A 12,838-nucleotide genomic window follows, 5' to 3' on the forward strand; every position below is an offset into this window, starting at 1 on the left:
TGATTTCTCACAGATTAATAATTTGTATAAATTTATTAGGTATAACACTGACTTTAAATTCTGAATTGATATTAAAATCTTTCACAAATCTGAATATCTTATACAAGCCAGTGCCACCTTCTCTAGTCAGTAATTCCTTTTCATGGTCACTCTGGTATGAATCTACACGTTCTTCAATATTTAAAGCTTTAAGCTCATCGAAATGTTCATCTGTTATGTAGTTGCACACCATAATAGTTTTGTACTTACTTGTTTGTTCAAAATTCACCGTTATGTCCAAACCATTAAAGCTTCTTCCATGAATTAAACTGTTTTGGAAAGCAGTCGCAAGTGCTCTTGACAGTGATAACATTTTGCTTCTGTCAATGTCTATATCAAATGGCACATGATCAACTTCAAAACTTATTTGTCTTGGGCTAAATATGCCTTTTGTATTTGTAATCGCAACTTTAATAACATCAATAAGATCAACTTTACCGATATCATTAATTTCAGGTCGACAAAACCATCCTTCAATAATACTTATTGCTTCAATAGTTTTACGTCTCGCATCATTAATTTCCGTTTTTATGAGAGTTAGTTCTGGAGCTAGTGAATTTATTTTTACCAGTAACTCATCAAATATTGAATTGAAATTTGATTTTAATTCTTTATTTAGTAGGTTCTTCATTATTCTGAAACATTCGTCAAGTTTACTCCAAATAAACTCACTACAAATGTCAAAGAAGTTGTCAACGGATGTCGCTGAACTTGTATCATTTTTAAATTTTATCAAAGTTTGTATGTCGTAATAAAAATTAAATGCTACACTTCTATTATTTTTGTCTCTGGTGACTTGAGGCCAAGAGTTCGCAGTAGATATAAGCTTATCTACTTCCGCCGAAAACCAGGAAAATACTTCATCTAATTTTATATAAAATTGAGGAGTGAAATTTAGTTCGTAGATTTTTCGCCAATGTTCAGATTTTTGATAATTTTGGTCTGCACCTAGTTCTGTAACTAAGTGATGACTTTCAAGAACACTTCTTATTTGGTTAGGTAGCCATCCGTGACGAATCTCTGAGCTAAGATATCTTACTAATCCAAGGTCCTCACTAAAAATGAAGTCTTCTAATATTTCTTCATAAATTCTTCCGCAAAAGTGAAGTATAGCATTATCAGCTCTTGATAAACCATCTTCGATATTCTCTTGAAATAAGCTTAAAAGATCTTCTGGTACATTTTCTTCAAATTCACTTAATATTGAATAATATGATTCATATTCTATAAGTTTGGATTTTTTTATACCGTTTATGTTTATATCAATTTTGTTTGTTGTATGTTCTATACTTAGAGTGTCTATATATAGCTTTTCGAAAATTTTATATTCTTCAGATTCGTATATGTGTACAAGTTCATTGTTATTTTTTTCCAAATATTGAAGTAATTTGAAACGTTCAAATAATAGTTCTTGGAAACTATTTATTGTTACTAATATACTCATTATTTCCGTATTACATACATCAGATAAAAAATACAACTCCGAAGGTGATGGTTTTTCCCATTGCAAAAGTAGTTCACTAGGTAAATTACAATTTTTTGATGTTAAATAATCCTCAAAGAATTCGCTCATTTGATTCTTTGATTCAAAGCTTATAAGTCTGAAGTATTTGTAATATAAGATTACTGAATGTATGTTTCCGATATAGTAATCACTATTTTCTTGAATACTATTTATTATATTTTCAAGAGGGAAGAATAGCTGATTTTTATCATTTTGAATTAAAAGTTTTGATACAACCTCTATTATTTCATTGAACTCACGGCATTTTAATTTCGATTTGTACCATAACGACCAAAATTCACTTTCTAAAATGTCATCTTCATTTTTTAATTCATTTAAAAAATTATTTATTTGCTCAGGGTTTGAATTTTCTTTATCTATTTCGTTCTTGATCTGAGTTCTTAGTAATCTACTTTTACTTAATTCATCTGCATCGACTAATGTATCTTTAGTTTCTAAACTTGTATCTTTATCTAACAATATTCTTATGAATTTTGGGGATATGCTATAGTCACTACAGAATAGTTCAATACAAGAATTTTTCAATTTTTCCTTATTTTTAAATGGAAATGCTGAGTATAGGTGTGGCTTGATTGAATTTATAAAGTCAAAACAGATGTATTTAAATAGGAGGGTTTCAAAAAAGTCTATTGTTATTTCATAATCTTCATTAGAATATATTAATGTAAGAAATGCTTCGAAGGTCTTTTGAATGTTGTCACTATTTTTTAAATCTATTGCATTTAAAATTTCATTGTTATTTTCATAAATCTTGCTTCTTGCGGATATATCCAATATACCTAGATCAGTTGGTTTGTTTTTTAGTATTTTTTCACTTAATTCTATTGTTTCACTATAAAAACCTTTTGAGTATAACTTAATCGCCTCTTCACCTAATAAGCTTATTCTAGGTTCTAATGTATTGTTATAATAAATCGATATGTTTTTCCAAGTTTCATTATCAGATATTTCTGCAATATTTGTTACAAATTCTTTTATTTCTAATTTTAAATTATCCGTAACATTATCTATATATAGTGACCTTTTCGAGATTCTACTAAATAGAATTAATCTATCTATAGGAGTTAATCTTTGACTAAATATTATTAAATCTATTATGTTAATTTCGTCACCAACAAAGTCGGGTATCAATATGGTTGAAAGAAATTCAGCATATCTATGTACAGATGCACACCTATATTCTAATAATAAGTTTTTCAAGAACTGGTTATAGAACGTGTTTAGGGAGGTTGATTGATGTTTTCGATTTATAAGAGCAGCAATATGATTAATATCTTTATTGTTATTGAGTTCTTCAACGAATTCTTTTCGCTCTTCTACAAAGCTAGGCTTACTGTAAATGCTTATTCTTGTATCTATTGCCCATATACTTCGACCAAATTCATTCTCAATTTTGTCTAATATAACTTTAGCTCTATCCACTTCCCCTAAAACAAAATTTGTTTCTAGTTCATTTTTTAGTTCATAAAATTCATTTATTTCTTTAATGTTAGAGGTATAAAATTTTTCGAATGCTTTCAGGATAAGTTTAGTTGGTAGTATGCTCTCTTCATATTTATCAATGTAGACTTCAGAAGTCATATCACTCGTATTTAGTGCTGATAATATGATTTGGTTATTGGTTGCAACCGCAATAACATTATCTATCTCTCTACTGGGTAAATTTTCAATGTATTCAGCGAGTTTTTTTCTAATGAATGCGCGATTTGACTTTCTTCTTTTTATCGAAGATGTCAATTCTTTTAAGTCAGATATGTAGCGTAACTGCCTGAATCCTTTCAACTTATTTTCACTTTTCATTTATTCAATATAATGAAAAATATCAAAAAAGGTTATTATAAGTAAAGTGACTTTTACCCCATATTGAAGACTGTCATTTTATCTAGATGTTGAGTGCGTACCTTTATACAGTAGTTTTAGTTTAATAGCTATTGAGTAACTTACTGATATTATTATAATTCTATTTTTTCCAACACTAGCGATTTTTCATGTTTGTCTTATGCTAGCAATGTTTGTAAAGTACTGAAAAGTATATTATTTCTTTATCACCAAACCAACATGGGGTGTCAGGGTTCGGAGGTTCAAATCCTCTCACATCGACCAACTTCCTCTCTTTTAGTGATATCCCAAATCCTTGAGAATCGTCATCACCAGGGCATACGCAAACTAATCCCTAACCATCTCAATCTCTCTTATAGATAAACAAACTTTGGATTGCATCGTATTCTTTGACAGAAGATAATCAGCAACAGGATACGTATTTCTTCCCAGCGGCGACTTCTTTGAGGAAAATGCTTTTTCCAGTGATGGCACTACCAGCCAGAATTCTAATTTGTCACCCTCATAAATTTTCGTCAGAAATGACGAAGCTTTGTATAAAATGGACTCAATCTTTCTGTGGCTCAGTTTCGATTGTGCCGTAAACTTGCATTGGATGAATATCGAGCTTCCTGATTTTTTTGCGATTAAATCAATTCCGCAATCACAATAACCTTTTTCCAACCCTTGCGCTAAAACATCGTACCCTTCGTTAGTTAAAACTTGAGCGACATACTTCTCGTAAACGAAACCCCAGTCAGACTCTTTCATTTCATAGAAATAAACAAAATCCTCCTGTGAATCGGAAACAATTTTTATACGAGCAAAATCAGGCTCAATGGTTAAAGTGCCACTCCCGAGCCTACTACTTAAACCTTTCATATTTACTCACTTTAAAACCAGTCCTTTCAAACTTAAGGTATCATGCGATGCTCGAGTCGACTATGAAACGGTTTGAAGTTAAACACTTCTTATTGTCGCATGTTTACCGTCAGGGATTTCTTGCATCCCTGTACGCGCACTATTGGCAAATGGTGGAAAAGATGTAAATTGAGATTATTGAGAACCACTATTATCGGTTTTCTGGCAGCGAAGATGCACAATTTGTTAGCTTTCCCTAAGTAATAAACTCACGACAGGATGTCATATGAACCTATTACCATACTCAAAAATAGAAACTAGGAACCTGCGTATTTTGCTTTACTCAGCAAGGTTCATTGCGCTGGCCGCTGCGGCCGTGTTTGTATTGGGCGTACCGCTGATTGTTTTTAATATTGCTATGAACCTGTCTGCACCACTTCCTCTTGAGGACGACGGCAGCGGTCTTCGCGTAGTCGTATCTCATGAAGGTTTTGGTATGGCTTTCGGAGGCATTGTGGCAATTTTCGTTTCTGTACTGGCTTTTGTTTTCTCAGGTTTCTGTGCTGCTGTGGTAAGTTGGGAACACAAGTTGTCTTTAAAGTAGTCGTCGCCTTGATAGTGCAATGTTTCGCGGCTAAATACATGCAAGGTTTGTTTCATGAGTCTGGAAAGTCATTTCTGCTTACTGGCGGAATATAATCAGTGGATGAATTTAAAGGTCTATGAATCTGCCGGGCGTCTGAGCCGTGAAGATTTAACGGCAGATCGCGGTGTTTTTTTCAGATCTGTGCTGGGCACGCTGAATCATATTGTTGTAGCGGACATTATCTGGCTGAAGCGATTCGCCACACACCCATCCTGTGGGTCTTTGCTGCGCGAGATTGTTGACCTTTCAAATCCGGCAAGCCTTGATCACATTCTCTATGACGACTTTGAGGCATTGTCTGAACGCAGGTATTGGTTGGACGAACAGATAATCAAATGGACTGGCGCGTTGGCCGCTGATGATCTGAATTTTGTGCTCAGCTATCGGAACACAAAAGGCATTGCCGCTAACAAGCGGTTTGCGAGTCTGCTTCTTCATTTCTTTAATCATCAAACCCATCACCGTGGTCAGGTATCTACTTTATTATCGCAGGCGGGCGAGGATGTTGGTGTTACCGATTTACTTGCGCTGATCAAAGAAGAAATTTAAGTGGAATATCTCAGGCATCCGCAAAAAGGTATCTGATAAACCCCATGGTTTACTCAGCTAATCCGAATGAATTGCCAGATGCGTTCAGAACCGGAAACTGGTAACTTGAAGCAGAGCGCGATTAATCAGAATTCACAGATGAAGGAACCAGGCAAATGCCATTCACGGAAGAAGAAAAAAGTGGTTTACTTTCAGTCAAAGGCGTAGGTCCAACAGTGCTGAAGCGATTTGAAGAAGTCGGGCTGGATTCCTTTGAAAAACTTGCCAGCCACAATGCTTCAGAAGTCGTCGCACTGGTATCTTCCATGCTGCAATCGAGATGCTGGACAAATACTAAAGCGGTGGAGGCGGTGGATGCCGCTATCCAACAGGCAAGAAAAGAAATCAGCAGTTGAACCGTGTGAAAGCATGCCAGTTTCAGACATTACTTTAACCTCCCGGCCGCCTGAAGCAAAAGCATTTGCTGACTTGCGGGAGACTGCAGGGTGGAACAACCCTGCAATGGCAGTCATTCAGAAGAGTATTGATAATTCGTTGTTCTGGGTTTGTTTGTATTCAGAGGAAACGCTAATTGGCTGCGGGCGTCTGATTGGTGACGGGGCGATGTACTTTTACCTTCAGGATGTCATTGTGCACCCTGATTTTCAGGAACTCGGGCTCGGAGCCCGGATAATGGAATCAATAAACGCATTCATTGCAGAACATTGCCCGGCAGGCTCAACAGCGGGCCTGTTAGCAGCAAAGGGAAAAGAAGGGTTTTACGCCAAATACGGCTTCACTGAGCGAAACGGTGAGCCGCTGGGACATGGAATGTGCCGTTTTATTACTGACTAACATGGTGATGTGGCAAGGACTGATATTACTTTCAAAAGGATTTTGAACTGATTATGGGAAAAGTAAATTCAAACACTGTCGTAGCATCTTTCTGGTTCGGTTTGTCTTTCATACTTGCCTGCTGCGCCGTCATTTCTATATTTTGGGGCACAAGTCTGGTAGCTGCACCGCTGTTATTCTGCTTGTCTCTGCTATTGTTTTTTACAGGACGGCAACGAGTCTCTGCGTGGCGTCAGACAGATAAAGCGTTTAATTCAGCGCTACTTACAATATCGCTCGCTCTTGCCATGCTGTCTTCACTGAGTGTAATGCTCAGTGACGTCAATTGAGTCTGTTTCACAAGAATAAAATCTACCCATTCAGAATCCTGAAGGAAAAGGAGAGAACAATGCTGTCAGCCGGATTTTTATTAACGTGTCTGGTCGTGGTACTGATGCCGGGCACGGGTGTGTTGTACACCGTAGCAACGGGTCTTTGCCATGGAAAAAGGGCGAGCTTCTTTGCTGCGCTGGGTTGTACGCTGGGGATTATTCCTGCGCTGCTGGCCAGTAGTTTCGGTCTGGCCGCTATTTTTCATACCAGTGCGGTAGCTTTTTCGGTAGTGAAATATGCCGGTTGTGCTTATCTGTTGTATCTGGCCTGGCAAATGTGGCGTTCGTCCGGGCCATTGGCAGTGTCCGGTGAAGCGCAGGGTGAGACAGGGTATGTAAGCTTCATGATAAAAGGATTTTTGCTGAATATCCTGAATCCGAAATTGTCTATTTTCTTTCTGGCATTTCTGCCTCAATTTATCACCGGCAGCGACAGTACCATTGCCGCCAGCATGTTACTTCATGGCTCCGTGTTTATGCTTATGACCTTTGCTGTTTTTCTGGTTTACGGTGGGTTATCCGGTTTATTCAGTGCCCGGGTTTTAAAGTCTGAGAAAGTGAGTGTTTTCATACAGAAATTCTTTGCCACCAGTTTTGCTGCACTCGGGCTGAAACTCGCATTTAGTGAGCAACGCTAAAGAAAGTGGCGTCGTACCGTTACTGGGGTGAAGAAAATTCGTTCAACTTCGTATTTAATGCGCTTGTCGTACATTACCTTGCGCGAATATAGATTTAATGCAACAAATAACATGATATGACCCTGGAAACTGCAACCGGATCAGGGGTAAGGTAAGCTTGTCCGCAGGGACGGATGCGTAAACTATCACACACCACATTTACCGTATCTTAATGGAGAAAAGAATGAAGCAACTGCTCAAGACCGGCCTGATGGCAGCAGTCGTGGTTACAAGCCTGACAACCGGCAGCGTTCTGGCTCAGGAAGCTGCAATGAACGAAAAACACGCGAAAGCGGCAACTAAGTACAGACATGCGCTTTACACACTGGTAGCCAGCAACATGGGGCCTTTGGGCGGCATGGCGAAAGGCGCTATCCCGTTTGATCAGGAAGTCATTGAAACCAACGCAATGCGTCTGGAACAACTGGCTGACATGATGGCAGATTACGTAAAGGTTGATACCCGCAAGTTTGATGTAGACACCGAAGCAAAAGATGATATCTGGGAAAACTGGTCTGATTTTGAAGGCAAGATCAGCGCGCTGAAGTCTGCTGCTGCTAATTTACAGACTGTTGCTGCGGCAGGTGACGAAAGCAAATTTGCTCAGGCAATCGGTAAAGTAGGCGGTACCTGCAAGTCTTGCCACGACGATTATAAAGCTGACTAATCAATAAAAAAACGGTACGGATTATCCGTAATGTTCATTTAATGGCCGCTCATAGCGGCCATTCGCGTTTTTAGACGTCGTATTCCGGCATGATATCGCAATTTACAAACCTCTGTTTGTAGAAAAATGGTTCTTTTCCTATGCTTAAGTGGGGTGATCGCCGCAGGAAAAATTTTTAGTGATTCATGAGAGGAATGCCGGTATATGGGTGAGTCGTGGTTAACGGATGAAATAAGTCATGAAGGACGTTCCCGGATTTCGGATGTCCTGAATTCGCTTATTCAGAATACCGCCGCAGAGAACGCCTGTGTTATTGTTGCCACAGTGGCAGAGCAGGAGCATGCAGCATCCTTACAGGGGAAAATTCTTTTCTGGCAAATGAATGACACCGCGTCATTACCAGCCGCTTGTGTACTTGAACAAACCTGCGCCTCTCCCTGTCTGCCCGTAAGCTTTAAAGATAAAACGACAAAAGCATTTTTTTCACTGGCGGTTCAGGTTGTTAAACACGACGACATTGCACTTTTTGTCGCCGGTTATTTTCCGCACCAGAAAGCATCAGACTACGATATGGCCTTTCTGGAGCTTAGTGGTGAGCGTGTGGGGTTGATTGCCGAATCGGCATCGTTACACCGTGAGGGCAGCCTGAAGTTACTTCACGACAGACTGTCGCTGTTTGATGAAGTCTCCGAGATGTCGTCTACCGGCGGTTGGGATTACGATGTACAAACCCAGCAAATACACTGGACTAATGAAACCTACCGGCTGTTCGATTTCGCCAGAGATACCCGCGTTACCCTGTACCGTATTCTTTCCTGTTTTCCATCTGAAGCCAGACGCAAGCTGATTAAAGCCATACAAATGCTACTGGCCTCCGGAGTGAGTTATCAGTTTGAACTGCCTGTGATCACCCGCAAAAAACACAAATGCTGGGTGAAATTATCTGGGAAGGCCAGAAAGCAGAACGGTGAAATTGTGAAGATTTTCGGCTCTGTTCAGGACATTACTGAGCACAAGCGCCTGTCGGAAACAGAACAGAATTACATCGAATACTTAAACACGATTCTGGACAGCATGAATGATGCGGTACTGACCGTTGATGAGCTGGGCACCATCATTACTGCCAACCAGACCGTTGAAATTCTCTTTGGTTACGAGCCTAAGCAGGTTATCGGTGAAGACATTTCCTATTTACTGCCGGGGCCGCCTGATGATGAGCAGATCGAGTTTGTCCGTCAGCACTTGCGGCCGGGACTTGGCGCTATTTTCGGAAAAGAACTGTCAGCGAAGCACCGTCAGGGCAAAACCTTTCCTATTGAAGTGTCGGTGTCTGAAGTTGAGCAGGTGAGTCAGTCGCAGTTTGTCTGTGTTATCCGCGATATTACCGAGCGTAAACAGGCGGTAGACAGTATCTATCAAATCGCCTTTTTTGATGAAGTTACCCATCTGCCTAATATCAAATCCTTCGAAAAGGATTTGCGTCGTCTGATCATCGCCGCGAAAACCACTAAACGGCAAATGTACTGTTGTATGCTGGATATCGATAATTTTGCCCAGTTTAATTTGTCGTTCGGCAAAGAGACCGGTGATTACATTTTGCGTATTTTTGCCGGACGCATCAAAAAAGCTATTTCCTCCCGTTTTCAGGTATACAGCGGTCTGGGAGATAAATTTTATATTCTGTTTAAAGAACCCTTTGATGAGTCAAAAGATGCTGCCACCATGGATTTGATTGATTCTATAGAATGGGGCATGCACAGTGAGTTAGGCAAAGAGTTTACCCTTCATGGTCATTCACAACTGGTATCAACCTCGCTGGCATCGACCTATGTTCACGCGCAGGATGCCAGCTATGAGAAAATTACCGGTATTCTGGATTTCGGTACGAGGCAGGCCAAGAAGCAGGGACCGGGCGGCCGTGTCACCCTGGAGCGTAACGAGTTTAATGCCTACGACAGACACAATTACATCAGTCAGAGTTTTGCTCATGCTCTGGAATACAACGAATTCTATTTAGTGCTGCAACCCCAGTACGACAAGCACGGTCGTATTTTGTCTTCTGAAGCACTGCTGCGCTGGAATGAGAAACGGCTGGGCTTCATCAGTCCCGGTGAGTTCATTCCCATTGCAGAGGAAAGTGATGCCGTGGTGGATATTGGGTACTGGGTAATCAACGAGGCCTGTCGCCTGCTGTCAGAAATGAAATCTCAGGGACTGGAAACGACCCTTTCTGTGAATATCAGTGGCAGACATATTGCTCGTGCTGATTTTTCTGACCGGCTGCTGGAAACGATCTCAGAATGGCAGATTAACCCTGAGCAGCTGGTGCTGGAAATCACGGAAACCACACTGGTTACCACCATTGATCTGGTGCGAAAACGTATCGAAAGGCTGTCACAACTCGGCTTTGCTTTCTCCATTGACGACTTTGGTACCGGCTATTCCAGCCTGAGTTACCTTAAAGAACTGCCCATTACTGAATTGAAAATCGACCGTTACTTTGTGGATGAAATTAATTTTGAAAGTGATGACGTGCCCATCGTCAATACCATCATTGAAATGGCCAGTGCCATGGGTGTGAGAACGGTAGCTGAAGGCATTGAGAACGAAATTCAGATCCAGTACCTCACCCGCCGGGGCTGCGATATCTTCCAGGGTTTTTATCTGTCCAAACCGGTGGAAGAAGAAACCTGGCGTAACCTGCTCCTTACCTGCGCAAAAGGAAAAATTGCCCGCCTTGTGAACTGATTTCTCTGTCAGCACAAGGCAAAAATTTGCGACCCAAGTCTTATGCGGCTTTTTGTTGTTTTTATATTAATGTAAATCAAGTTAAAAGTTTTCATTAATGGTTACATTAATTGTACCGGAACAACATTCGCGAGGCCGTTATGTCGTACACCACAGAATATCAGAGGGCAATTGAATCACCGGAAGCATTCTGGAAAGAAAAAGCGCAGGCGCTGCCCTGGTCCCGTTTTCCTGAAACCATTTTGTCGAAAGACGAAAACGACATTTATCGCTGGTTTGCTGACGGGGAAATGAATACCTGCTACATGGCACTGGATTATCATGTTGAAAACGGCAGGGGCGATCAGCTTGCGCTTATTTATAATTCACCGGTTACGGGAAATAAAGCGACGTATACCTACCGCAGGTTGCATGAGGAAGTCGCAAAATTCGCCTCCGTGCTTGCCGGCAAAGGCGTAGAGAAGGGCGACAGGGTTGTTATCTATATGCCGATGATCCCGCAGGCTGTCATTGCCATGCTGGCATCGGCACGACTCGGCGCTGTTCATTCGGTAGTTTTCGGCGGCTTCGCCCCCCACGAGCTGGCTGTGCGCATTGAAGATGCATCACCGAAGGTGCTGGTGACAGCCTCCTGCGGCATTGAGGTGACGAAAGTGCTCCCCTACAAGCCGCTGGTCGACGAGGCAATCAGTCTGTCGGCGCACAAACCGGATTCAGTCATTGTGTTTCAGCGTCCTGAGCAACTGGCAGAACTCAGCGCAGACGACACAGACTGGGATACCGCAATGGCAACAGCCACACCGGCGCCCTGTACTGTGGTGCAGGCAACGGATCCTCTCTATATTCTCTACACCTCAGGCACCACGGGAAAACCAAAAGGGGTTGTGCGGGATAACGGTGGTCATGCTGTCGCGCTGAAGTATTCCATGCAGGCTATTTACAATATGGCACCGGGTGAGGTGTTCTGGGCGGCATCGGATGTTGGGTGGGTAGTCGGACATTCCTATATTGTTTACGGACCGCTTTTGCATGGGTGTACTACGGTTGTGTATGAAGGCAAACCGGTAAAAACGCCGGATGCAGGCGCGTTCTGGCGCATGACGGAAGAATATAAAATTAAGGCGCTGTTTGCTGCGCCGACGGCGTTCCGCGCAATTCGCAAAGAAGATCCTGATGCAAAGTTAGTCGAAAAATATGACATCAGTTCACTGAAGACGATCTTCATGGCGGGGGAACGGCTCGACCCGCCCACCTATCTATGGACCGTTGATAAAACCGGCAAACCGGTGATCGATCACTGGTGGCAAACTGAAACCGGATGGGCCATTTGTGCTAATCCCGCAGGACTTGAAGACTTACCGGTTAAACCGGGTTCCTCAACCGTTCCGGTGCCGGGCTTTAATGTGCAAGTGCTGGATCACACCGGTAAACCTTTACCGGCGGGAGAGCAGGGCGCAATTGCGATAAAGCTGCCAATGCCGCCGGGTTGTCTGCCGACTATCTGGGGTGATTGTGAACGGTTCAAACATGCCTATCTGGAAGCTTATCCGGATTATTACACCTCAGGTGACGGCGGTTTTAAAGATGACGACGGTTATGTCTTTATTATGGGGCGCACTGATGATGTGATTAATGTGGCCGGTCACCGTTTATCTACCGGTGAAATGGAAGAAATCGTGGCTGCGCATCAGGCAGTGGCAGAATGCAGTGTGATAGGCGTTCATGACAGTTTAAAAGGGCAGGTGCCGGTTGGGTTAGTGCTGTTGAAAGATGGTGTGGATATTGACGAAGACACACTGCAACAGGAGCTGGTGGCGATGATCCGAAAGGAAATCGGTCCGCTGGCCTGTTTTCATCGTGCGGTGGTAGTGCCCCGGTTACCTAAAACCCGGTCGGGAAAAATTTTACGTAAGCTGTTACGTCAGATTGTTGCAAACCATGAAGTGGCAGTGCCGTCTACCATTGATGACCCGGCCAGTGTGCCGGAAATACAGGAAATAATGCAAAAGCAGGGACTGGTAAAATCGTAGCGCAGCTTTAGCGCTTAATGCATGAGAGATAAAACGACAAAGCCGCCTGTGAAGGCGGCTTTGTAACATCTGG

General features: G+C 41.8%; 11 protein-coding genes. 9 read left to right on the forward strand and 2 right to left on the reverse strand.

Going from position 1 to position 12,838, the window contains the following annotated elements; genetic code table 11:
- Nucleotides 1-7: 7 nt before the first annotated feature.
- Nucleotides 8-3,364 carry a hypothetical protein gene (locus ACXAH4_RS11050; protein WP_474881901.1) on the reverse strand — a complete coding sequence of 1,119 codons (3,357 nt, stop codon included), beginning with the start codon at nucleotides 3,362-3,364 and terminating at the stop codon, nucleotides 8-10.
- A 366-nt stretch (nucleotides 3,365-3,730) separates the two neighbouring features.
- Nucleotides 3,731-4,264, reverse strand: coding sequence for a YraN family protein (locus ACXAH4_RS11055; RefSeq protein WP_474881903.1), 534 nt, complete (start codon nucleotides 4,262-4,264; stop codon nucleotides 3,731-3,733).
- 265 nt (nucleotides 4,265-4,529) lie between these two features.
- Between ACXAH4_RS11055 and ACXAH4_RS11060 the strand changes: the two genes are divergently transcribed.
- From ACXAH4_RS11060 to ACXAH4_RS11100, 9 genes are all read left to right on the forward strand, one after another.
- Nucleotides 4,530-4,847 carry a hypothetical protein gene (locus tag ACXAH4_RS11060; protein ID WP_474881904.1) on the forward strand — a complete coding sequence of 106 codons (318 nt, stop codon included), beginning with the start codon at nucleotides 4,530-4,532 and terminating at the stop codon, nucleotides 4,845-4,847.
- 54 nt (nucleotides 4,848-4,901) lie between these two features.
- Entirely contained in the window at nucleotides 4,902-5,438 is a 537-nt protein-coding gene (locus ACXAH4_RS11065; protein ID WP_474881906.1) for a DinB family protein, read from the forward strand.
- A 155-nt stretch (nucleotides 5,439-5,593) separates the two neighbouring features.
- Nucleotides 5,594-5,833: a helix-hairpin-helix domain-containing protein gene (locus tag ACXAH4_RS11070; protein ID WP_474844519.1), complete on the forward strand. Its 240-nt coding sequence runs from the start codon at nucleotides 5,594-5,596 to the stop codon at nucleotides 5,831-5,833.
- A gap of 13 nt (nucleotides 5,834-5,846) precedes the next feature.
- On the forward strand, nucleotides 5,847-6,272 hold the full coding sequence (locus ACXAH4_RS11075; protein WP_474844518.1) for a GNAT family N-acetyltransferase: 426 nt from the start codon (nucleotides 5,847-5,849) through the stop codon (nucleotides 6,270-6,272).
- A gap of 53 nt (nucleotides 6,273-6,325) precedes the next feature.
- The gene (locus ACXAH4_RS11080; RefSeq protein WP_474881908.1) at nucleotides 6,326-6,601 is read left to right on the forward strand and encodes a hypothetical protein; all 276 of its coding nucleotides are present in this window, start codon (nucleotides 6,326-6,328) and stop codon (nucleotides 6,599-6,601) included.
- Nucleotides 6,602-6,660: 59 nt separating this feature from the next.
- Complete coding sequence (locus tag ACXAH4_RS11085) at nucleotides 6,661-7,281, forward strand: LysE family translocator (RefSeq protein ID WP_474844517.1); 621 nt, start codon at nucleotides 6,661-6,663, stop codon at nucleotides 7,279-7,281.
- Nucleotides 7,282-7,504: 223 nt separating this feature from the next.
- Nucleotides 7,505-7,987 carry a c-type cytochrome gene (locus tag ACXAH4_RS11090; protein ID WP_474881910.1) on the forward strand — a complete coding sequence of 161 codons (483 nt, stop codon included), beginning with the start codon at nucleotides 7,505-7,507 and terminating at the stop codon, nucleotides 7,985-7,987.
- Between the two features lie 204 nt (nucleotides 7,988-8,191).
- Nucleotides 8,192-10,735, forward strand: coding sequence for a sensor domain-containing protein (locus tag ACXAH4_RS11095; protein WP_474881912.1), 2,544 nt, complete (start codon nucleotides 8,192-8,194; stop codon nucleotides 10,733-10,735).
- Between the two features lie 140 nt (nucleotides 10,736-10,875).
- Nucleotides 10,876-12,765 carry a propionyl-CoA synthetase gene (locus tag ACXAH4_RS11100; protein ID WP_474881914.1) on the forward strand — a complete coding sequence of 630 codons (1,890 nt, stop codon included), beginning with the start codon at nucleotides 10,876-10,878 and terminating at the stop codon, nucleotides 12,763-12,765.
- The last annotated feature ends 73 nt before the right edge of the window (nucleotides 12,766-12,838 follow it).

The sequence above is a fragment of the Alteromonas sp. ABV2_168 genome (assembly GCF_056161165.1).

Bases quoted from the DNA above. Each gene is read 5' to 3' on its own strand.
- ACXAH4_RS11055 (WP_474881903.1), bottom strand. From the start codon at position 4,264: ATGAAAGGTTTAAGTAGTAGGCTCGGGAGTGGCACTTTAACCATTGAG.
- ACXAH4_RS11090 (WP_474881910.1), top strand. From the start codon at position 7,505: ATGAAGCAACTGCTCAAGACCGGCCTGATGGCAGCAGTCGTGGTTACA.
- ACXAH4_RS11095 (WP_474881912.1), top strand. From the start codon at position 8,192: ATGGGTGAGTCGTGGTTAACGGATGAAATAAGTCATGAAGGACGTTCC.
- ACXAH4_RS11060 (WP_474881904.1), top strand. From the start codon at position 4,530: ATGAACCTATTACCATACTCAAAAATAGAAACTAGGAACCTGCGTATT.
- ACXAH4_RS11050 (WP_474881901.1), bottom strand. From the start codon at position 3,364: ATGAAAAGTGAAAATAAGTTGAAAGGATTCAGGCAGTTACGCTACATA.
- ACXAH4_RS11085 (WP_474844517.1), top strand. From the start codon at position 6,661: ATGCTGTCAGCCGGATTTTTATTAACGTGTCTGGTCGTGGTACTGATG.
- ACXAH4_RS11100 (WP_474881914.1), top strand. From the start codon at position 10,876: ATGTCGTACACCACAGAATATCAGAGGGCAATTGAATCACCGGAAGCA.
- ACXAH4_RS11065 (WP_474881906.1), top strand. From the start codon at position 4,902: ATGAGTCTGGAAAGTCATTTCTGCTTACTGGCGGAATATAATCAGTGG.
- ACXAH4_RS11080 (WP_474881908.1), top strand. From the start codon at position 6,326: ATGGGAAAAGTAAATTCAAACACTGTCGTAGCATCTTTCTGGTTCGGT.
- ACXAH4_RS11075 (WP_474844518.1), top strand. From the start codon at position 5,847: ATGCCAGTTTCAGACATTACTTTAACCTCCCGGCCGCCTGAAGCAAAA.
- ACXAH4_RS11070 (WP_474844519.1), top strand. From the start codon at position 5,594: ATGCCATTCACGGAAGAAGAAAAAAGTGGTTTACTTTCAGTCAAAGGC.